Here is a 20965-nt window from a genome sequence, read left to right on the forward strand (position 1 = left end):
AACGCGCGGTACGGGCCCCGGCGTTGTCGCGTCCGACCGTTCGGCGCCCATACAAAGAAGTCGTTGCAAAAAACAGGTTGCAAAGCAGTCTTTGCAACCTTATGGTCGTGCCATGCCATCGAACGAGCCCGAGGGCCGCGCACCCGGCGCGGACGAAATGAACATCCACAAGATCGACGTCCGGACACTGCGCGGGCTCGCCCACCCCCTGCGCATCCGCCTGCTCAACGCCCTGCGGGAGTTCGGCCCTGCCACGGCGTCCGGACTCGCCGAGCGCCTCGGTGAGTCCAGCGGCGCCACCAGCTACCACCTGCGGCAGCTCGCGACGTACGGCTTCGTCGAGGACGCCCCGGAGCGCGGCAAGGGGCGCGAGCGGTGGTGGAAGGCCGTCCACATGGGCACCACCCTCGACAGCAGCAGCTTCCTGGACCACCCGGACGCCGAAGTGCGCGGCGCCATCGGGGTCCTGCTCCACGAGTCGGCGTCCACGCACGCCCAGGAGCTGAACACCTGGCTGGGGACGATGCACGAGTGGCCCGAGGAGTGGCGCGAGAGCTTCGACCTCAGCGACTTCAAGGTGCGGCTCACCCCGGAGCTGTCCCAGGAGCTCGCCCAGAAGATCCAGGACCTGGTGAACAGCTACCGGGGCCGCGTCCCCGAGGGCACCGAGGGATCGGCAGTCGTCCGCACCCACCTCCACATGTTCCCGCGCCCCACCGAATGAGGGGATCACCGTCATGCACAGCGACATCCACATCCTGCTGCACACCTACCGCGCCGCCGAACTCCACGACGAGGCAACCGAGTTGCGCCCGACGCGTCCCGGGATCCGTCACCGCATGGGCTGGACGATGATCGAGCTCGGACTCAAGCTGACCCAGGCTCCCCCCGCACGGGCCCACGCCCCACGGGCGGTGTGACCGTGGACGGGGGGAGGCACGGGGAGGAACACACGCCGCACCGCACTCCGCTGGTGGCCGTCCTCGCGGCGAACTCGATATCCACGGCGGGGACTTCGCTGACCCTCATCGGCGTACCGTGGTTCGTCCTGGAGACCACGGGGAGCGCCGGGAAGGCGGGGGTCGTCGCCTTCTGCGCGACCCTGCCGATCGTCGTCGCGGCCCTGGTGGGCGGGCCCGTCATCGACCGGCTGGGCCGGCGGCGGGTCGCCGTGGCCTCCGACGCGGTGTGCGCGGCCGCCGTCGCCGCCGTCCCGCTGCTGCACCACGCGGGAGCGCTCCACTTCTGGATGCTGTGCGCGCTGATGGCCGTGAACGGGCTGGCCCACACGCCCGGCAACACCGCGCGCTACGTCCTGGTGCCCGACCTCGCCGAGCACGCGGGCACCACGCTCGCCCGCGCCGCGAGCCTCTTCGATGCGGTGTCGCGGGGCGCCCGCATGGTCGGTGCCGCGCTGGCGGGCGTACTGATCGCCGTCGTCGGGGCCGAGACCGTGCTCCTGCTGGACGCCGCCACCTTCGCGCTGTCCGCCCTGCTCGTCGCGGGGGGCGTACGGGGGATCCGCGCGGCCGAGCCACGCAAGGCCGCGGCCCCGGTCTCCCTGCGCACGTACCGTGCCGAGCTGCGCGAGGGCTACGCCTACCTGCTGGGCAACCGGCTGCTGCTCGCCGTGGTGGTCATGGTGATGTTCATGAACGGGACGGACCAGGGCTGGAACGCCGTGCTGCTGCCCGTGCACGCCGAGGGCGAGCTGGGCGGCGCCACCGATCTCGGCCTGCTCACCGCGCTGTTCGGCGCGGGCGGACTGACGGGCGCCCTGCTGTACGGGGCGGTCGGGCACCGCTTCTCGCGGCGGACCGTGTTCGCGGTGTGCGTGGTGCTGTGCGGAGCCCCCCGGTTCGCCGTCGCGGCCCTCACCGGGACGACACTGCCCCTCGCGGTCACCATGGCGCTGGGAGGCGTCGCCGGCGGCATGCTCAACCCGATCCTGACGACGGTGACGTACGAGCGTGTCCCCGAGGAGCTGCGGAGCCGGGTGTCCGGCGCGCTCACGGCCGGCTGCGAGCTCGCCATGCCGGTCGGCGGCCTCGCGGCGGGCCTGCTGGTCGAGGGCATGGGCGCGACGGGTGCGCTGCTGGCGATGGGCGGGGTGTACTTCCTGGCGACGCTGAGCCCGCTCGTCTTCCCCGCCTGGCGCGGCATGGGCAGCCCGGAGCCCTCGGTCAGCAGCTCGGAACCGTGCCGCCCTGGTCCAGCGCCCGCAGCGAGGACACCGCGCTCTCCAGTGTCGTGACGGGGATCAGCCGCAGCCCTTCCGGCTTCTCCGCCTTCGCCTGCTTGCACTCGGCCTTCGGCACGAGGAAGACGGTGGCACCGTCGCGCCGGGCGGCCTGCGTCTTGAGGGAGACCCCGCCGACCGCGCCGACCTTGCCGTCGGCTTCGATCGTCCCCGTGCCGGCGATGTCGCGGCCACCGGTCAGGTCGCCGCCGGAGCCGTCGCCGTCCAGCTTGTCGATGATCCCCAGCGAGAAGAACAGGCCCGCGCTGGGACCGCCGACGTCGGCGAGGTGCAGGGTGATGTCGACCGAGCCGGGCTTCCTGTCCAGGTAGTTCAGGGCGGCGTCGACGGCGACGTTCTGCGACTCCTCCATGTCCTGGAGGTTGTGCCGCTCGATCTCCTTCTCGGAGTCACCGGTCGGATAGACGGAGTCGCGCGGCATGACCGCACGGTCCGCCCTGAACCAGCTGTCCACCACGTCCCCGATCCCGACGTCGGCCGTCGGCGCGGTCGCGAGGATCGTCGTCATCCGCAGCTCGCCGTCGGTGGTGCGGGTCGGCGCGCCCTTGATCGTGATGACCGGCGTCCCCTTGTCCTCCCCCAGGACGTCGGCGGTACTGCCCGGCTGAGCCACGGTGAACGGCAGGGGCGCGAAGGCCGCCGTGCCGAACAGGGCGAGAACGGGCAGGGCGCAGAGGGCGAGGGCGCGGGGGCGGGAGAGACGAATGGCCACCTGCCCAATCTATCCGCCACACCCCCCGGGCACGGACCGCCCCGGCGCCACCGGGGCGGTCCGGCGTTCCGGGGTCGGTCCGTGCCCGGGAGTTTCCGGGGCCGGTCCGGCGGCGGTCCGGTCAGCGCAGCGCGTCGGCGACCTCGCGGGCCGCGTCCAGGACCCGGGGCCCGACCCGCTCCGGCACGGCGTCCGCGAGCATCACCACGCCCACGCTGCCCTCCACCCCGGAGACCCCGACCAGGGGTGCCGCGGCCCCGCAGGCACCGGCTTCGAGCTCACCCTGGGTGAGCGTGTAGCCGGGGTGGTCGACCGTCTTCTGCCGGGCCGTGAGGATCGCCCGGCCCGCGGCGCCCCTGTCCAGGGAGTGACGGAAGCCGGCCCGGTAGGCCACGTGGTAGTCGGTCCACGTCGGCTCGACGACGGCGACCGCGAGCGCGTCCGATCCGTCGACGAGCGTGAGGTGCGCGGTGGCCCCTATGTCCTCGGCCAGGGAACGCAGCGCGGGCAGCGCGGCCTCCCTGACGAGCGGGTGCACCTGACGGCCGAGGCGCAGCACGCCCAGCCCCACTCGGGCCCGGCCGCCCAGGTCACGCCGGACGAGCGCGTGCTGTTCCAGGGTGGCGAGCAGTCGGTAGACCACGGTGCGGTTGACGCCGAGTTTGTTCGACAACTCGGTGACGGTCAGGCCGTGATCGGTATCGGCGAGCAGTTTGAGGACACGCAGTCCCCGGTCGAGCGTCTGAGAAGTCTCCGCGGTCACGACGCCCTCTCCCTCGTGGTGAGCGGGGCGGTTGTCTCCGGGGTGCCGACGCCGGTCCCACGGCGACGCACCGAGAGGCCGCCGACTGGTCATGGCACCGGCTGCGCTCCGCGGCCACACTGCCACGGGGCGTTCATGTTTCGGGGACATTAGCGAGCGGGTCCGCTCAGCGGAAGACCTCGTCCAGAATCCGGTCTCCCTCCGGAACAGCACCACATAACCGCCGGTCAGCGCCGGACCGTCCGGAACCCGAACATCTACGCGCGTTCAAGTCGCGTGACACCGCGGCGACCCTCCGTACACCACCGGTGAACGGTTGTTAACACCTCGTGAAGAACTGTTGCAAAAATCTTCCGCCCGCGCCCCCCGCACGCCCTGTCCGTGCAGGGGCGCGCCCCCGCGTCCGGCACTCCCCGTGCAACGACAGGGCCCCGGTGCGCGCGGTTCGCACCGCCCCCGCACCGGGGCCGTCAGGGCGGGCTCACCGCATCCGGGTGGCCCACTCCTGGACCTTCTTGATCCGGTCCTGGATCTGCCCGGCCGTCGCCTCCGCGCTGGGCGGGCCGCCGCACACCTTCCGCAGCTCGGTGTGGATCACTCCGTGCGGCTTGCCGCTCTGGTGTGTGTAGGCCGACACCATGGTGTTGAGCTGCTTGCGGAGCTCCAGCAGCTTCTTGTGCGTGACCACGGGCCGGTCCTCGGCCGCCTTCTCCAGGAGGTCGGCCTCGGCGGCCGGCTTCTGGCGGCTGTGCGCGATCTGCCGGGTCTGCCGCTTCTGGAGCAGCAGCTGCACCTGGTCGGGTTCGAGGAGCCCCGGGATACCGAGGTAGTCCTGCTCCTCCTCGCTGCCGGGATGCGCCTGCATACCGAACTCGGCGCCGTCGTAGAGCACCCGGTCGAAGACCGCGTCGGACTCCAGCGCCTCGAAGGGCAGCTGCTCCTCGGTCTCCTCGTCCTCGAGCTTCTCCGCGTCCGCGAGGAGCTGGTCCTCCTCGGCGAACGGGTTCTCCTCGTCGCTGCCCTTCTTCGGCTTGTCCAGGACGTGGTCGCGCTCGACCTCCATCTCGTTCGCGAAGTCGAGCAGCATCGGGATCGTCGGCACGAAGACGGAGGCCGTCTCGCCGCGCCTCCGGGACCGTACGAAACGGCCGACCGCCTGGGCGAAGAAGAGGGGCGTGGAGATCGTCGTCGCGTACACGCCGACCGCGAGACGCGGGACGTCGACGCCCTCCGACACCATGCGCACCGCGACCATCCAGCGCGATCCGTCCTCGCTGAACCTGTCGATGTTCTTGGAGGCGGCCTTCTCGTCGGAGAGGACCACGGTCGGCTTCTCGCCGGTGACCGACTTGAGGATCTTGGCGTACGCGCGCGCCGACTCCTGGTCCGTCGCGATGACCAGCCCGCCGGCGTCCGGGATGCCCTTGCGCACCTCGGTCAGCCTCTTGTCGGCGGCGGCCAGCACGTTGGGGATCCAGTCACCGGTGGGCGAGAGCGCGGTGCGCCAGGCCTGCCCGATGGCGTCCTTGGTCATCGGCTCGCCGAGCCGCGCGGCGATCTCGTCCCCGGCCTTGGTGCGCCAGCGCATGTTGCCGCTGTAGCTGAGGAAGATCACGGGGCGGACGACCCCGTCCGCGAGGGCGTTGCCGTAGCCGTAGGTGTAGTCGGCGGAGGAGCGGCGGATGCCGTCGTTGCCCTCCTCGTACGCGACGAAGGGGATCGGGTTGGTGTCCGACCGGAAGGGCGTGCCGGTGAGCGCGAGGCGCCTGGTCGCCGGGTCGAACGCCTCCTGGCACGCCTCGCCCCACGACTTCGAGTCACCCGCGTGGTGGATCTCGTCGAGGATCACCAGCGTCTTGCGCTGCTCGCACCGGTTGCGGTGCAGCATGGGGCGCACGCCGACACCGGCGTACGTGATCGCGACCCCGTGGTACTCCTTGCTCACGGGTCCGGCGCTGTACTCCGGGTCGAGCTTGATGCCTATGCGGGCGGCGGCTTCCGCCCACTGCTTCTTGAGGTGCTCGGTGGGCGCCACGACGGTGATCTGCTGCACCACGTGGTGGTGCAGCAGCCATGAGGCGAGGGTCAGCGCGAAGGTGGTCTTCCCCGCGCCGGGGGTCGCGACGGCGAGGAAGTCGCGCGGCTGGTCCTGGATGTACCTGTCCATCGCGCCCTGCTGCCAGGCTCGCAGCTTGCCGGCCGTACCCCAGGGGGCGCGGCCGGGAAAGGCGGGTGAGAGGTGGTGGGAGGCGGTAGTAGTCACGGTCTCCGGTTCGGCACTCGGGTACGTGGGGCGCTGGCCGTACGGGCCGGAACCGGCCCGCACGCGATACGACAACCGGGCCACCCTACCGGCGGGCGGGGCGGAACCCCGTACGGACCAGCCGTCACCGGGTGCCGCTGAGACCCGCCTCACAGGCGGCGACTACTTGGCGAACTTGGGGAGCTGTTCGGCGATCTTCGGCATGTCCAGCACGCCCTGACATGTGTCCAGGACGAATCGCTCGGCCTCGTCCACATCGAAGTCCGCGTCGAGTGGATGCCCGTTCATATGCAGGAAAACCCAGGTCGCGTACCAGGCGATGCGCTTGTTGCCGTCCACGAGGCCATGGTTCCGGGCCAGAGACTCCATCAGCGCTGCGGCCTTCTGCCACACGTCCGGATAGGCGTCCTGGCCGAAAACGCTCGCTCGGGGACGAGCCAGAGCTGATTCGAGCAACCCGTAGTCGCGCACCTCTGCCGTCCCGAGCCGATCGGTGAGGTTCAGCAGCTCGGGGAGTGTCAGGTACTGCATCAGGCCAGCCTCCGGTTGAGCTCCTCACTCACCTTCAGCACGTGGTCCGCTGCCTCGTTGAAGAGGCGCGAGTGCTCGTTTATGGCGGTGATCACCGCATCGTGGGCGAACGACTGCATGCTCCGCCCCTCCGACTCTGCGCGCGCACGCAGGGCGTCGAGCTCTTCCTCGGTGAACCGCAGATTCAGACCAGCCATGAGTAGATGGTACCGCGTAGTACCACACGGTACCTTAAGGCTTCTCCCCCACCCGGCTCGCCACCCACACCCCCACCAGCGCCACCGCCGCCATCGGCATGAACACCACCACGAACGCCCCGGGGTGCGCGACGGCGGCCTCGCTGCCTACCGCCCCGTGGGCAGCCGCGCCCACCGCGCCGCCACCGAGCGCGGCGAACGCCGCACCGCCCGCGGCGAGCAGCAGCGCGTTGGACAGGCCGTCCGAGATCTGGAGGGCCGCCGAATTGGCACCCGCCTCCCGCGGGGCCGACAGTTTCAGCAGCAGCACGCTCGTCGACGCGATCACCATGCCCATGCCGAAGCACCCGACGCCCCAGACCACGGCCAGGGTCCACACCGGTACCGCCTCGATGAGCACGCTCGGCGCGGCGACGACGGCCAGCGTCACGAGCACCATGCCCGCCATCATGAGTGCCCCCTGGTGGGGCTCCAGCCTGGGCCGGGCCAGCACGTACGAACCGAGTGCCCAGGTCAGACCGCCCGCGGCCAGGGAGAGGCCGGCCAGGGTCGGGGACAGACCGCGCTGGGTCACGAGCATCAGCGGGACGAAGGACTCGGCGACGATGAAGGAGCCGGACGACATGCCCCGCAGCAGGATCACGGCGGGCAGACCCGGCGCGGCCCGCAGGGTCCCCCGGGGCAGCAGCCCGCGTACGGCGGGGACGAGCAGCGCGGCACCGGCCAGCGCCGGCAGCAGCGAGAGCCACCGCAGATCCTGCCCCGCGTACTGGAGCAGCCCGGCGCCCGCCGAGATGCCGAGCGCGAGCCGGATGCGGCGCCCGTCGAACGGCTCCGCCGCCGCGTCCGCGTCCGTGGGGCCGCCCGCCATCCGCCGTATCGCGGGAAGTGCGAGTCCGAGCGGCAGAAGGATGAGGACCGGGATCCCGACGAAGACCCAGCGCCACCCGAGGTGCTCCGTCACGGTCCCGGAGGCGAGCGGTCCCACGACGGACGGGACGATCCACGCCGCCGAGAACGCGGCCATGATGCTCGGCCGGATCCGTTCCGGATAGGCCCGCCCGATGACCACGTACAGCGCGACGATCACGAGCCCGCCGCCGACACCCTGGACGGCCCGGCCCAGGATGAACGTCCACATGCCGCCCGCGGTCCCGGAGAGCAGCAGTCCGGCACCGAAAGCGCCGATCCCCGTGGCCAGCGGGGCGAGCGGCCCACGCCGGTCGGCCCACTGCCCGGAGAGCACCATGGCGAAGAGGCTGGTGGTGAAGTACGCGGAGAAGGCGAACGCGTAGAGCGGGATGCCGTGCAGCTCCCTGGCCGCGACGGGCATCGCCGTACCGACGGCGGTCGCCTCGAAGGCGATGAGCAGGACGACGGAGACGATGCCGATGCTGAGCGCCCGGTAGGTCCGCCCGAGTACGCCTTCCGCCGGTTCGTCGACGGTGGTCTCCACGAGGGCGGCGGTGACCTCGGCGTCACGGGGTTCCAGGGCAGTCATGAGCCCCAGAGTAAGGGCCGCAACACCGGGTGACCCCTGTCGGTGGGCGGTATCGAACTGGTCCCTTCGTCGTACGACCGAAGCTTCGCCCGGACCGCGATCGTGAACGCGGCATGGCAGTCATGTTGCGGCCCAGCCCCAGACCTTGAGACCCGCCCCACCGGCCCCGTACGGTCGACAGCAGATCAAGAAACGCACGGCCGTGTGCCCGAGTGGTTCAGGGGCTCGACTGCAACTCGAGTTACATCGGTTCGAATCCGGTCACGGCCTCCGGCGGAAGACCCGAAAGGGAACGGCCGCCCCCATGTCATGGGGGCGGCCGTTTCTGCGTACGCCAGCCGTGGGTGCGGCGTCGCCATTGCGGAACCAGTGATCGCCTTCAGGTCCCCTCCTGCCCGTCGCCGGCAATCAAACGACCCTGATACTTGAGAGGTTTGATCATCCCCGTCCGAACCTCGAAAGGCTGCTTGCCTTGCCCGTCCGTGGAACTCTCCGGCGTCACCGATTCACCGACACGGCCGTCTCCCTGTCGGCCGTCGTCGTCCTCGCCTCCAGCCTGTCGGCGTGCTCCGGCGACGGCGACGACAAGGCAGAGAAGAAGTACACCGTGCCCACGTCGCTGTGCGGGGTCGACGTGGACCCCGCACAGGTCAAGGCTTTGCTGCCAGGTGGGGATTCCGTCTCGGCGACACCCTCGAAGCCGAACGGCGGGACGACTCGCTGCGACGTGTCCGTGGACGGTAGGACGGCCCTGCGCCTAGCCCAGACATGGTGGGGGAGGGGAGAGACGGCGACGACAGTCGCGGAGGCCTACGACGGCACGGACGGCGGGGCGGCGTCCGACGACTACCGGTTCGTCTACGCCGGGAAGGCCGGTGTGGGCAAGGTTGCTTCGTGCACGTCGTCGGACCACCCGGAGATGAGTCTCTTCACGATCATCCAGGTCCTCGACTCCGGTATCGACGACCAAGCCGCCATGAAGAGTCTGATCACCGACCACACCAAGGCGGTCGAGCAGTCCGCGGCCTGTCAGTGACCTCACCGCGCGGTGGGAGCCAGGCGAGCCGCGCCGTCCGGGCGTCCGGGACCGTCGGCCTGATGTGCGACAGACGGCCGCACCTCACTGATCGAGGCGGCCGTCGGGAAGGCCGGTGTGGGCAAGGGGCCCTCGTACAAGGTCTCCGTAGAACGAGCCGACGAGGGGCACGACTGATCATCCAGGCGGGCCGGTGCTACCCGGACCACGGGCTGCGGTCAGCCCCTGGCCGCACCCGCCACGAATGCGGTCCAGGCGGCGGGGGTGACGGTGAAGGTGGGGCCGTCGGTGACCTTGGAGTCGCGGACGTGGACGGTGTGGGGACAGGTGGCCACCTCTACGCAGGCTCCACCCTCGTTGTTGCTGTAGCTGGACTTGTGCCAGTCGTAGGCGACTTCGAGGCATGCCTCGCCCTCGTTGTTGCTGTAGCTGGACTTGAACCAGGACAGTCCGGGCCCGTCGCTCACAGTTGCCTCACCTTCGTCTCGATGACCTCCACGGACTTCCAGGGATTGAGCGCCTGGGCCCGCAGGATGCCGAAGAGGTCGAACATGTCGCCCACCTGCTCCGGCTTCGAAAGCAACCTACCTCCGCCCTGCCCCTCCGCGAACAGCAAAGTGCGGCCCTCCACCGTGGACATCAGCTGCATCGGCCCGTTCAACCCCGCATGCGTGTGCTGAGCCGACGGCATCACCTGCACCGTCAGGTGGTTGAGCCGCTCCACGCAGTCGAGCACGTGCCGCAGTTGCTCCTTCAGCACCTCGGGCCCGCCGAGCGTCCGGTCCAGGACCGACTCCTCGATGACGTACCCGATGCGCGGCGGCGGCGTGCGCGACAGCACCGTCTGCCGCTCCAGCCTCGCTCCGACGTGCCGGGCGATCTCGTCCTCCGTGTACGCCGGTACGCGCGACCGGTACAGCGCGTGCACGTACGCCTCCGTCTGGAGCAGGCCCGGGATCAGCATCGTCTCGTACGCGCTGATCACCCGCGCGTTCCGCTCCAGCTTCGCCCAGTCCAGAAACTTCGGCGGGTACTTCTCCTCGTCCACCAGCTCGCAGCACGCCTTCAGCGCCCCGCCCGCACCGAACACCCGGTCCGCGTCGATCAGCAGGTCGCGCGAAGGGATACGCTCCGCCCGCTCCACCGCGCCCATCAGCGACTCCGAGATCAGCAGCTGCTCCGCCGCCTCCTTCTGTGTGAGCCCCGCCCGCACCCGGTGGATGCGGATCAGCTCCCCCACCAGCCGACGCCCACGCGTCGTCTCGCCACTCGTCCCCACAGCCGTCACCACCCTCCCCACATCGCATGGATGTGGATCGCGTCCTGCTGGTCACGCTACGCAGTCACCGCGATGCTCATAGCCATGACGAGCAAGAAGGTCCCCGAATGGGTACCGGCATCGGGGCTCCAACTCCGCCTCATCGGAATTCACTTCGACGCCATCCGACTGCGCGGCGTCCGGGGGGAGGCGGTGCTGCACCACCTCGCCACCCTCACGGACGGCGATCCGGGGCCCGTCGTGCGGGAGATCGCAGGGGCGCGGTGGACGTACTTCCTGCTGGAACCCGGCGCGAGCCAGGACTTCGACTGGCCGCCCGGCGCGAAGTGCTTCGGCCCGGCGGCCCGCGACCAGTACGTGGGGATTCCGGCCGCCCACGGCAACACGTACCCGCTGAGCTGGCGGTGCGGGCCGCCGCAGGACGGGGACTTCGTGGACGCGGAGCTGCTGTACGGGCTGGTGATGGCCCAACTCGGCCCGACATATGACTACTCAGGGGGTGCGCATCAGGTTGCGGAGGCTCGCGACGAGGGCAGGGACGTCGCGTTCGACCTCGGCCGGGGCTGCGGCCCCTGACGATTCCGCCGGCTGGTGCGTGGTCCCGCAGGGGCGGCAGAGGCCGTCCGGGAGTGCTTCCGCAGGGCCGGGGCGGCCACAGTCGGTGCACTCGACCAGGACGCTGCGGGCGGGGGTGCCGGGGAGACCGCCCTGGGCCGGTGCGGGTGCCGTGGGCAGGTGGGGCGGCATCTTGTCGGTGAGGCGGCGGCGCACCAGGCCGATGGGCGATCCGATGCGCTCGGGCAGTCCGGCGGTGAGCGCAGAGGTCAGGTAGTCGGCGCTCACACCTCGCGCGAACCATGCGGCGGCGAGCGGTTCCAGCGCGGCGCAGTCGGCGGCGGAGAGCGCCAGGCGGGGCTCGCTGCGGCCGAGTTCGGCGAGGGTGAGGTAGGCGGGGGAAGGGTCCGCGACAGCCGAGGGGGTGCCCGCGCCCGGCTCCTCCTGCGGCGCCGGGGGCGGGTTGGGGCCGGGTCGCTCCGCAGTGCGCTGTCGGGGTACGACCGCCGGTTCGGCGGAGGGTGCGGGCGCCTGTTCCGGGGATGGGGCAGCCTCACCTGCGAGCCTGGCGATCCACCACTCGTTGTCGTGGGCGGTCCGGGACCAGTAGGTGAGCGTCACCCACCGGCACTGCCCTGCCCCTTCCACCCGGCAGCGCACGCGACGCAGGTGTCCGGCCACGGCGAGGGCGCGCAGCGCGGTGCCGATGGCCATCTGGCCGTACAAGGGCAGGTCCTTGGCCAGCGACTTGATGTCCATGGCGGCACCGTCGGGCAGCTGGTCGACATACCCGGCGACATAGCGCTCCCGCTCGGGCAGGAAGGCGAAAGCTCCCGCACCGGAGGGGCCTTGGGCCGGGACGGTCTGCTTGCCGTAGCCGGTGTGCGCCTTGCGGTACGGGCGCGAGGCTGCGGGAGCGGGCGGGGCGGAGCTAGGGTGCTGGATAGCCACGAGATCGTCCTTCTTGGGTGCGCGATCTTGGGTCAGACCCCGGCCGGTGCGCCAAACACCGTGTCGGGGTCGTCTCGTCGTGGGCACCGTAAGCAACAGCAACTCTCCGCTGCAACTTGATCACAATTAGTCATACATGCTGGCCGTGACGGGGTGGGGAGGGAGGGAAGGTTTCCCCAAAAGCCCTTACCTACCCCCCGGATGGACAACACCGCTCGAACCTCGGCCCTCGCGTCTCAGCCCTCGAATCCCGAAGCTCAAGCGTCGGCCCGCAGGCATCCCTCGACTCCCCGAACGAGTGACAGCGCCACACCCGGCGCTCGGGCCCCGAGACTCGGGCCCCGAGCGCCGAGGTCACCATCCGACCCCGCTGGACATCTACTTCGGCGTGAGATCGGGAGTCTCGGGCAGCCCCGCGTTGTCCTCGCAGCCCAGTTCCTTCGCCATGGCGAGGGAGAAGGAGTGGGCCACGGTCGCGTAGGCGTCCTTCAGTGCATCGGGGGCGCCCTCGGGATCCGTGGGCATGCCTCCGCGCTCGACGCCGATGTCGATGTGGGCCGGTTCCGAACCCGGCAGTTTCCCGCTCCGGCAGGCGAACCGGAGGTACGCGCCGTCCGTCGCGGTCAGGGCCCGCTCACCCATTTTCAGCACGGTGAACTTCGAGGCGGGGTCGTCCGCCGGGGCGCTGCCGGACAGCTGCCAGGTGATCCGGAGCTCGTCGTCCGGCGCGTAGACACGGCAGACGTCCCCATCGCCGGTAGAGGAAGAGACGGACGCCTCACCGAGTTTCCTTGCGGCATTCGCGACGGTGCCTTCCATCCCCGACCCCTCGAACCGCGACACCCCCGTGATCACCTTCAGCGACTTCGCCGCGTCGGCGGAGACCGCATCGCCGCCGCAGAGCTCTGTCCCTGCGACGGCCACATCGGGCCCCTTCGCGGCTTCGTCGTCCGCTCCCCCGCAGCCGGTGGTTCCGAGAACCAGGAGGCTCACCATGGCCGCGCCGAGGAATGCCCCGCGCACGGCCCTATGACTGATCGCCATCTTCATCCTTCTGTGTCCTCGGCCGACCACCGGCCTCAGCCGGTCTCCGGGTCGTTGCCCTGCTGGTCCTCGCGGTCATTACCGGTTGCGTATCCGATCCTCATGGATTCCTTCAGGTCCTGCCCGAAGGCGCTGTCGGAGGTCACGCCGTTCTGCCGCATGAACTCATCCATCGGCGACTCGGCCAGGCTCTCGCCGGAGGAATAGACCTTGGTCCTCTCGTCCCGGGTGAGCTCGTCCACCTTCTCCTTGTGCTCGTCCACCGAGTTGTCGGAGATGTCGCCGACCATCTGACCGATGCCCTGCTCCAGAGCACCACTGGCAGTGTCGGTCGCCAGCGGAATGAGGATCGCCGCCGTACCCACGGCCGCGGTCGCGGGTAGGAAGGCCACACCCGCCGCCACGCCCGCTGCGGCCCCGAACTCGATCCAACCCGAGCGCTTCTCGACAGCCTTCTCGTAGTCCTCGTGGGTCTTGAGGTTCGTCGCCGCCACCTGGTCCGCCCGGGACTGGTCGAGCATGCCCTGCACCTCGGAACCCGTGTGTACGGCCGCCCGGGCGGCGCCCTGGTCGATCTTTCCGTCCGCGCCCACCTGCCCTTCCAGCACGCTGCGGGTGTACACCTGCTCTGCGGCCGAGACCGTCGCGTAGGCGTCCGGGTGCTGGCCAAGTGTGCTGAGGAAGCCTCGGACGACGCCGCGGCCGTTGCGGTCATCGGTGTCCGAGAAGTCGAGGTGCCCTTCTGCATTCTTGCCCGGCGCGAACGGGCTGTTCGGATCGTTCCTGTCCAGCGCCCAGTTGATGTCATCGATGTAGCCGGCGCCCATGGTCCCGACGCTGTCCGCCATTGCCTCGTGCTCCTTGAGCAAGCCGGCGTCCGCCCCGTACTTCTCCATGACCTGCTGCATGACCGCCGCGTTGTCGGCGTCCCGCACCACACTGGCGTCCGGGTGCCCGGCCGGGTAGCCGAGGGTGGCCGACTCCAGCGCGTGCCCCAGCGCGTCGGGCATCTGGTTGAGGGAGTTCTTGAGCTCTTCCTCGTCGAGCGAGTTGACGTCCGGGAAGGACTCCCACTTCTCGTTGCCGAAGAAGTCGAGGTAGTTCTTGATCGGCTCGTCGCCGTTCTTGCCGAGATCGGCCGTTGCGCCCCGGTTGACCGTGCCGTCCTCGTTGTACGCGGTCGGCGGGTCATTGAAGAAGTGCTTGGCCGCGTCCGGGCTGTTGCCGAGCGCCTCCAGCATGGCGGTCGCCGGGTCGTAACCCGCGCCGTTGACGCCGGACGGGTTGAACGGGTTCTTGAACGGACTGTTCACCACCTTGTTGTCGGCGAACATGTACGGGTCCTTCTGGTGCAGCTGCGCCACATGCTCGGCGATCGGGTTGAGGAACGCCTTGTCGTAGTTCCCGTACCGCATGATGCCGCCGAGCAGCTGGTACCCGTACGGCCCGTTGGAGTCGTACTTGGCCAGCGGGACGCGCTCCGTGCCCATCTTGCGGAGCTCGGGGCCCCACTCGTCGGAGAACGCCTTGTCGTGGGAGGCTGTGGCCAGATTGAGGCCCAGGTTCTTCTGCAGTTCCTGGACGTCCTTGAGCCGCTCCTTGTCGAGCTTCCCGTACTCGTACGTGTCCGTGGAGAGCTGACCGAAGAATGCCAGGGACTTCTCCGGGCCGAGCTTCTCGTAGAAGTTCTTCGAGAACTCCACCGACTTGCTGTTGTCCGCGAGCAGTTCGTTGAGCTGCTGGAGTTCGGTGTGGGTGATGTCGCGGCCCTTGGAAGCCAGCGCTGCGGCCCGGGCGGCCTCCTCCTGGTCCATCTTCGTGTACTTCGGGGCGCTGAAGTCCTTGCGGTCGGTGACGTTGGCTTCGAGGGAGTTCTTGAAGGACACGTCGGTGTCGTTGCAGTTGTCGACGATCAGGTCGATCTTCTTCTGCCAGGAGGCGATGTTCGCCTTCTGCTGGCGCACGAGCTCGGGATAGTCGGGGTCGTGCGCCTTCTGCTGGGGAGGCATGTCCTCGACCGGGTGGCGCGCGGTGACCTTGCCGTTGCCGTCCACCTTGATCCCGGCCGCCGGACCTTCGTGGTCCCGGATGTCGACCAGGTCGTCCTTGGCCTTCTTGATGGCGGTGTGACCCTCTTCGAGGATCTGCTGCACGCCCTTGGCCTCGGCTGCGGCATCCGAGACCTCCTTGGCCGTCTTGCTGACGAATGCCTTGGTGACCCCGGCGTTGAGGCCCTCCCACTCCGCCTTGTCCGCCTTGCCCTTCATCCCGTCGGTGGCCTCGGTGGCGAGCTTCTGCAGGTCGCTCGCCATCTTCGACCAGTCGTCGGCCGCGGCTTTCAGCTTGCCCACGGGGGCGTCGACTATGTCCTCGTACTTCAGCATGCGCGTAGTCCCCCGACCGCTAGTTCATGTATTCCGTGAGCTTGGAGATCGGCGCCAGATCTCCCACAACCTTCACATCGTCCTTCGCGTGCTGGGCCTTGGTGTAGTCGAGGTGATTCGATATGTGTGCAAGGGAATCCAGCAGGGTCTTCAGGTGCGTGTTCCAGCGGTCATGCACCTTGAGCACTGCCGAACCACTCGCGAAATTGCCGTTGGTGAGCGCGATCGCCGCGTCGAAGGTGGCAGGCCGGGCGTGATCGCCCTCCCGCGACACCTTCACCCGCAGGTCATAGGCGTCATTTCCGATAGCGCCGAGGTCGTCCCGATTGACCACCAGATCGCCGCTACCGCCGCCATTACCGCCCTCGGCCGGAACGTGGTTGATCTGCATGGCGGTCCGCTGGGCCGCCGACGCACGCAGTTCCGCCCATTCTTCCTCGAACGACACGAATTTCCCCTCGTCCCACGTATTGCAGACCGCTTTGTCCGAGACATGCGGCCACCGACCTCATCACCGTATCGGTTCCCGCCGCACGACAGCCTTTCGACCGACAGCCGTTCGATCGCGGGTGGAGAACGACAGGCGTCGGGTCAGGACTTGGGCGTCGCCACCGCCGCCTGCGGGCGGATCGGGAGGCGGTTGACCGGGCGGCCCGTCGCGGCGCGGACGGCCGAGGCCACCGCGGCGGGGGATGTGACCACCGGCACCGCCGAGGCGGGCTTGGCGCCGAAGGGGGCGACCACGTCGCGTTCCTCGATCAGCTTCACGATGCGGATGTCCGGCGCGTCCAGCGACGTCGGCAGCGCGTACCCGGTGAGGTCCGGGTGGCGGATCAGACCCCGGGCGGTGCGCAGGTTCTCCGTGAGGGCCGCGCCGATGCCCTGGGTGACGCCCGCCTCGATACGGGTCGCCAGCTGGGACGGGTTGAGGATCCGGCCGACGTCCTGGGCGACGGCCATCTCGACCACCCGGATCGAGCCGAGCTCGATGTCGACGTCGACCACGGCGCGGACGGCGCAGAAGGCCAGGCCCACGAACGCGTCGCCCTGCCCGGAGTCGTCCAGGGGTTCCGTGGGGTGCGGGCGGCACTGGGCGGTGGCCCAGAGCTCCTTGCCGTCCATCGCCTCCATGACCGTCGTGGACAACACACCGTCGTACGAGGTGATCTTGCCGTCGGCGATCTGGAGGAGCTCCGTGGACATGCCGAACTTGTGGGCCAGCGGCTGGAGGAGCTGGGTGCGGACCATCTTGGCGGCGCGTTCGATCGCACCGCCCGAGACCCAGGTGTGCCGGCCGTGCGTCGCCGGGCCCGCGGGGGGCTGGTCGGTGTCCACCGCCGCCACGTGGACCTCTTCGACGCCCAGGGTCTCCTGGACGATCTGGCGGGCGAGCGTGGTGAAGCCCTGTCCGGTCTCGACGGCCGCGCAGATGACGGTGGCCACGCCGTCGTGGACCCGGACCGTGGCCGTGGAGACCTCGTCGGCGCCCTCGGCGCCGAGCATGTGGACCATGCCGAGGGCGTAGCCGACGCCCCTGCGCACGGCGCCGGGCTCGCCGGCCCCCTCCGGGCCGCCGGGGAGCAGCCAGTCGTCCTCGGGCGCGTCCTTGGGGAGCGCGGGCAGCGGGAAGTCCCGCAGCTCGCCGAGGAGTTCGGCGACGGGTGCGGGGCAGGTCACGGTCTGGCTGGTGGGCAGGATGTCACCCGTGGACAGGGCGTTGCGCAGCCGGAGTTCGACCGGGTCGACGCCCAGCTTCGCCGCCAGCTTGTCCATCTGGCCCTCGTACGCGGCGCACACCTGCATCGCGCCCTCACCGCGCACATGGCCGGAGGGCGGGTTGTTCGTACGGACCGCCCAGCCCTCGATGAAGGCGTGCGGGACGACGTACGGGCCACAGGCGAAGGCCACGGCGGCGGCCAGGGACTCGGACGAGGAGTCGGCGTACGCGCCCGCGTCGAGCAGGATCTGGGCCTCGACCTTGACCAGCCTGCCCTCGGCGTCCGCGTGGTGGCGGTAGCGCAGCAGGGTGGGGTGGCGGTGGGCGTGCCCGAGGAACGACTCCTCGCGGGTGGCGGCCAGCTTGACCGGGCAGCCGGTGCGCAGGGCGAGCAGGCCGAGCGGGATCTGGAAGCCGGGGTCCTCGCGGTCGCCGGTCGCTCCGGGGACACCGGTCACGACGACCTTGACGTGCTCGGGGTCCAGGCCGAAGCAGGCGGCGGCCAGATCGCGGTCGGTGTGCGGGTCGGTGGACGCCGTGTAGAGCTCGACGCCCCCGTCGGGACGGGGCACGGCGAGGCCTGCCTCCGCGCCGATCGGGGCGGGGTCCTGACGGCCGATGCGGTAGAGGCCCTCGACGATGACCTCGCCCACGGTGTCCGGGTCGCCGTAGCGCAGCGGGATGTGGCGGATGAGGTTGCCGTCGGGGTGGAGGGGCTCGGCGGCGAAGGCCTTCTCGGGGTCGGTGACCGGTTCGAGGACCTCGTACTCGACGGCGATCGCCGCGGCGGCCAGCCGGGCGGTGTCGGGGTGGTCGGCGGCGACGGCGGCGATGGCCTCGCCGTGGTGGCGCACGAGGTCGGAGGCGAACACGGGACGGTCGACGATCCGGCGGCCGTACGACCCGTCCCCCGGGATGTCCTCGTGCGTGACGACCGCGCGCACACCGGGCATGGCGGCGGCGGCCGTCGTGTCGATCGACAGGATGCGCGCGTGCGGGTGCGGCGAGCGCAGCAACGCGGCCCACAGCAGCCCCTCGGCCCAGAGGTCGGCCGCGTACGGGAAGGTGCCCTCGGTCTTGGCGCGGGCGTCGGCGGGCGGCAGCGAGGTGCCGAGTCCGAGCGCGGGCGGCTCCTGGTCCGGGGCGGGGCCCTCGGGTGGCGGGGCCGTGTGCGTGGTGCTGGTCGCGGTGGCTGCGTCGCTGGTCACGCCGCCTCCTTGTCGTTCGCTCCGCCGCGGCGGCTGGTGGTGGGGGTGACCGGTGGTGCGGGGGACGGCGCGGTGTTCACCGGACGTCTCCCTCGTGTGCCTGGACGCCGCCCGCGCCGGGGGCGGCCTGGTGCGGGATGCGCGGTTCGGTGTCGTCCGGGGCGGCGGCCGCGGCCTCGGCGGTGGCCTCCCGGCCGGCGACGACGTCGCGTACGGCGTCGAGCACACCCCGGTAGCCGGAGCACCGGCAGAGGTTGCCGCACAGGGCCTGCCGGGTCTCCAGCTCGCTGGGGGCGTGGTTGCCCTCCAGGAGGTCGTGCACGGTCATGGCCATCCCGGGGATGCAGAAACCGCACTGGACGGCCCCGCACTCGGCCAGGGCCCGCTGCACGTCGGAGGGTTCGCCGTCGACCGCGAGACCCTCGACGGTGCGGACCTCGCTGCCCGCCGTCGTGGCCGCGGGGACCAGGCAGGAGGCCACGAGGCGTCCGTCGACCTGGACGTTGCAGGCACCGCACTCGCCCTGGGAGCAGCCGTCCTTGGCGCCGGCGAGGCCGAGGCGCTCCCGGAGCACGTACAGGAGTGACTCGCCGATCCACGCGTCGCTCACCGGGCGGTCCACGCCGTTCACATGGAGGAGGTAGGACGCGGAGGGGTGTTCGCTGGGACCGACCGGGGCGGCCGGCTCCTCCGGGAGGGCGGGGGCGTGCCCGGCGTCGGCCGCGGGCGCGCCCTCGTCGGCTCCGGGAAGCTCGGCCTCGGGTGCGGGTGCCTCGGGTGCGAGGGCCTCGGGTGCGGATGCCTCCGGTGCGGGTGCCTCGGGTGCGAGCGCCTCCGGTGCGAAAGCCTCGGGTGCGGGGCCTTCGCCCGGGACCTCCGGAGCGTCCACAGCCCCGTGGGGCGCGTCGGCGGCCTCCGGGGCGGCCTCGGGTGTCTCCGAGGCCTCATCGGGCTCCGAGGGCCCTGCGGAGGCCGCTTCCGGGGCTTCCTCGGGAGCTTCCTCCGGGGCCTCCGGGGCGGTCGCGGGCGCGTGCTCGTGGTGCTGGGGTTCCTGCGTGGCCCAGGGAGCGGGCGCTCCGCCCGGCAGCGTGGCCGGGCGCGTGTCCGGGTACCACTGGGAGGCCATCGCCGAGGCCGCGAACTCGCCGGACTCGTCCGGGAGGTCGCCGTCCGCCACCGGGATCGTCCACTGGCCGGTGTGTCCGGCGGGCTCGGGGACCGGCTCGGGCTCGGGCTCGGCGGGGGTGAAGTTCCACTGGGCCGTCGTGGACGACGTCTGCGCGTACTGCGACGAGTCCGGGTACGGCTGCTGGTACGGATCCTGCTGCTGGTTCGGGTCGGGCCAGTGCACCGCCTCCGGTGCGGCCTCCCCGCTCGCGGGGTCGGCCGCCGGCTCCTGCTGCCCCGGCGTCCGCACGACCCAGCTGCCCGTCGCCGCGGGGTCGAGCCCCGCGGCCGGGGTCAGCGGAAGGATCATCGGCGGCACGTAGCTGTGGCCGGGAGCGGCCAGCGGGTCGTTCTCCAGGGCGGCCAGGTCCTCCGGCGACAGGTGGACGAAGGCGGTCGCCTCGGCGTCGTACTCACCGCCCTGCGGGGTCGGCTGCCAGCCGGCGTACGGGTCGGGCTGCCCGTGCCGCTGCTCGGGGTTCTCTTCATTGCTCACGACAGTGCCCTCCCCAGCGCGCGTCGGGCGAGCGCGGCGACCGTACGCCGCAGGTGCAGGACCGCGGGCGACAGCGGAGGTGCCTCTCCCCCGTCGTCCGGTGGCGCCTGGTCCGGGATGCAGGCGGCCGCGACGTACTCGCCGAAGGCGGCCAGCGCGTCGGGGGCCAGGCCCCGTTCGCCGTCCCAGTCGATCAGGGAGGCGATCCAGCGTTCGGCCTCCAGGGGCCGCAGCGGCATCGGGGCGATCGCGCCGACCGCGCAGCGCACGCCGCGCCGGGCCGGGTCCAGGACGATCGCGACGGAGGCGGTGGCGCGGCCGGGGCCGGTGCGCCCGGTCGCCTTGAGGAAGACCTGGGGGGCGTGCAGCAGCGGTACGCGGACGAAGCCGATCAGCTCGGCGGGCTCGAGCATCTCGCGGCCCGCCAGCAGGTGCGACACCGGGATCTCACGGCGGGAGCCCCCACTGCCGGCGATGACCAGCTCGGCCTCCAGCGCGGCCAGGACCGGCAGGGCGTCGCCGGTCGGAGCGGCGGTGGCGATGTTGCCGCCGAGCGTCCCGGCGTTACGGATCTGGGGCGGGCCCGCGGCGCGCGCGGAGGCGGCGAGCGCCGGGATGAGCGCGGCGAAGTCGGGCCGGCCCATGCGCGCGTGGGTGAGACCGGCGCCGAGCAGGGCGTGGCCGTCCTGGTAGTGCCAGCCGCGCAGCTCGCTGATCCGGCCGAGGCCGACCAGCCCCGCGGGCCGTAGCAGGCCCTTGTTGACGGCCGCCATGAGGTCGGTGCCGCCGGCCACAGGAACGGCTGCGGGCATGGCGCCGAGAGCCGCCACGGCCTCGTCGAGCGAGGCCGGCAGCGTCACCGACTGCATCGCCTGCGGTGCGTGCGTGGTCAACCCAGCTG

20 protein-coding genes and 1 tRNA gene are annotated in these 20965 nt (G+C 71.0%); 6 read left to right on the top strand and 15 right to left on the bottom strand.

Annotated elements, in window-relative coordinates; genetic code table 11:
- Nucleotides 1-112: 112 nt before the first annotated feature.
- The 3 genes from OG488_RS14515 to OG488_RS14525 are packed head-to-tail and all read left to right on the top strand — an operon-like array spanning nucleotide 113 to nucleotide 2254.
- On the top strand, nucleotides 113-724 hold the full coding sequence (locus tag OG488_RS14515; protein ID WP_329229404.1) for an ArsR/SmtB family transcription factor: 612 nt from the start codon (nucleotides 113-115) through the stop codon (nucleotides 722-724).
- 13 nt (nucleotides 725-737) lie between these two features.
- Nucleotides 738-920 carry a hypothetical protein gene (locus tag OG488_RS14520; RefSeq protein WP_329229406.1) on the top strand — a complete coding sequence of 61 codons (183 nt, stop codon included), beginning with the start codon at nucleotides 738-740 and terminating at the stop codon, nucleotides 918-920.
- Nucleotides 921-922: 2 nt separating this feature from the next.
- The gene (locus OG488_RS14525; protein WP_329229408.1) at nucleotides 923-2254 is read left to right on the top strand and encodes an MFS transporter; all 1332 of its coding nucleotides are present in this window, start codon (nucleotides 923-925) and stop codon (nucleotides 2252-2254) included.
- Here the strand turns inward: OG488_RS14525 and OG488_RS14530 are convergent.
- The 6 genes from OG488_RS14530 to OG488_RS14555 all read right to left on the bottom strand — a co-directional run bounded on the left by OG488_RS14530 (nucleotide 2184) and on the right by OG488_RS14555 (nucleotide 8227).
- Nucleotides 2184-2972 carry a S16 family serine protease gene (locus OG488_RS14530; RefSeq protein WP_329229410.1) on the bottom strand — a complete coding sequence of 263 codons (789 nt, stop codon included), beginning with the start codon at nucleotides 2970-2972 and terminating at the stop codon, nucleotides 2184-2186. The genes OG488_RS14525 and OG488_RS14530 overlap by 71 nt on opposite strands.
- Before the next feature lie 121 nt (nucleotides 2973-3093).
- Nucleotides 3094-3735, bottom strand: coding sequence for an IclR family transcriptional regulator (locus tag OG488_RS14535; RefSeq protein ID WP_109881333.1), 642 nt, complete (start codon nucleotides 3733-3735; stop codon nucleotides 3094-3096).
- Between the two features lie 481 nt (nucleotides 3736-4216).
- Nucleotides 4217-5998, bottom strand: a complete 1782-nt coding sequence (locus tag OG488_RS14540; RefSeq protein WP_329238653.1) for a DEAD/DEAH box helicase — start codon at nucleotides 5996-5998, stop codon at nucleotides 4217-4219.
- A gap of 162 nt (nucleotides 5999-6160) precedes the next feature.
- A complete protein-coding gene (locus OG488_RS14545; RefSeq protein ID WP_329229413.1) occupies nucleotides 6161-6529 on the bottom strand; it encodes a type II toxin-antitoxin system death-on-curing family toxin in 369 nt (122 codons plus the stop codon).
- Complete coding sequence (locus tag OG488_RS14550; protein ID WP_114249050.1) at nucleotides 6529-6726, bottom strand: Arc family DNA-binding protein; 198 nt, start codon at nucleotides 6724-6726, stop codon at nucleotides 6529-6531. Before OG488_RS14550 ends, OG488_RS14545 begins: the two co-directional genes overlap by 1 nt.
- 34 nt (nucleotides 6727-6760) lie before the next feature.
- Nucleotides 6761-8227: an MFS transporter gene (locus OG488_RS14555; protein ID WP_329229417.1), complete on the bottom strand. Its 1467-nt coding sequence runs from the start codon at nucleotides 8225-8227 to the stop codon at nucleotides 6761-6763.
- A 198-nt stretch (nucleotides 8228-8425) separates the two neighbouring features.
- Here OG488_RS14555 and OG488_RS14560 point away from each other — a divergent pair.
- Nucleotides 8426-8497 (top strand) — tRNA-Cys (locus OG488_RS14560).
- A gap of 202 nt (nucleotides 8498-8699) precedes the next feature.
- Nucleotides 8700-9263, top strand: a complete 564-nt coding sequence (locus OG488_RS14565) for a hypothetical protein (RefSeq protein ID WP_329229419.1) — start codon at nucleotides 8700-8702, stop codon at nucleotides 9261-9263.
- Nucleotides 9264-9481: 218 nt separating this feature from the next.
- On the opposite strand, the gene OG488_RS14570 is transcribed toward OG488_RS14565, so the two are convergent.
- Both OG488_RS14570 and OG488_RS14575 read right to left on the bottom strand, forming a co-directional pair.
- Nucleotides 9482-9730 (bottom strand): DUF397 domain-containing protein, encoded by a 249-nt coding sequence (locus OG488_RS14570; RefSeq protein ID WP_322984984.1) that lies wholly within the window; start codon nucleotides 9728-9730, stop codon nucleotides 9482-9484.
- Nucleotides 9727-10542: a helix-turn-helix domain-containing protein gene (locus OG488_RS14575; protein WP_329229422.1), complete on the bottom strand. Its 816-nt coding sequence runs from the start codon at nucleotides 10540-10542 to the stop codon at nucleotides 9727-9729. The genes OG488_RS14570 and OG488_RS14575 overlap by 4 nt, the downstream gene beginning before the upstream one ends.
- 84 nt (nucleotides 10543-10626) lie before the next feature.
- On the opposite strand from OG488_RS14575, the gene OG488_RS14580 reads away from it, so the two are divergent.
- Nucleotides 10627-11118 (top strand): hypothetical protein, encoded by a 492-nt coding sequence (locus OG488_RS14580; protein WP_329229424.1) that lies wholly within the window; start codon nucleotides 10627-10629, stop codon nucleotides 11116-11118.
- Here OG488_RS14580 and OG488_RS14585 read toward each other — a convergent pair.
- The 7 genes from OG488_RS14585 to OG488_RS14615 form a co-directional block, all read right to left on the bottom strand.
- Nucleotides 11035-12048: a MarR family transcriptional regulator gene (locus tag OG488_RS14585; protein WP_329229426.1), complete on the bottom strand. Its 1014-nt coding sequence runs from the start codon at nucleotides 12046-12048 to the stop codon at nucleotides 11035-11037. The two genes, OG488_RS14580 and OG488_RS14585, sit on opposite strands and share 84 nt — an antisense overlap.
- A gap of 378 nt (nucleotides 12049-12426) precedes the next feature.
- A complete protein-coding gene (locus OG488_RS14590; protein ID WP_329229427.1) occupies nucleotides 12427-13092 on the bottom strand; it encodes a hypothetical protein in 666 nt (221 codons plus the stop codon).
- Nucleotides 13093-13127: 35 nt separating this feature from the next.
- The gene (locus OG488_RS14595; protein ID WP_329229429.1) at nucleotides 13128-15476 is read right to left on the bottom strand and encodes a DUF6571 family protein; all 2349 of its coding nucleotides are present in this window, start codon (nucleotides 15474-15476) and stop codon (nucleotides 13128-13130) included.
- Nucleotides 15477-15495: 19 nt separating this feature from the next.
- Nucleotides 15496-15924: a hypothetical protein gene (locus OG488_RS14600; protein ID WP_329229431.1), complete on the bottom strand. Its 429-nt coding sequence runs from the start codon at nucleotides 15922-15924 to the stop codon at nucleotides 15496-15498.
- Nucleotides 15925-16067: 143 nt separating this feature from the next.
- Entirely contained in the window at nucleotides 16068-18401 is a 2334-nt protein-coding gene (locus OG488_RS14605; protein WP_329229433.1) for a xanthine dehydrogenase family protein molybdopterin-binding subunit, read from the bottom strand.
- Nucleotides 18402-18477: 76 nt separating this feature from the next.
- A complete protein-coding gene (locus tag OG488_RS14610; protein ID WP_329229435.1) occupies nucleotides 18478-20064 on the bottom strand; it encodes a 2Fe-2S iron-sulfur cluster-binding protein in 1587 nt (528 codons plus the stop codon).
- Entirely contained in the window at nucleotides 20061-20957 is an 897-nt protein-coding gene (locus tag OG488_RS14615; RefSeq protein WP_329229437.1) for an FAD binding domain-containing protein, read from the bottom strand. Before OG488_RS14615 ends, OG488_RS14610 begins: the two co-directional genes overlap by 4 nt.
- Nucleotides 20958-20965: the final 8 nt, after the last annotated feature.

This window comes from Streptomyces sp. NBC_01460 (assembly GCF_036227405.1).
Lineage (GTDB): Bacteria > Actinomycetota > Actinomycetes > Streptomycetales > Streptomycetaceae > Streptomyces.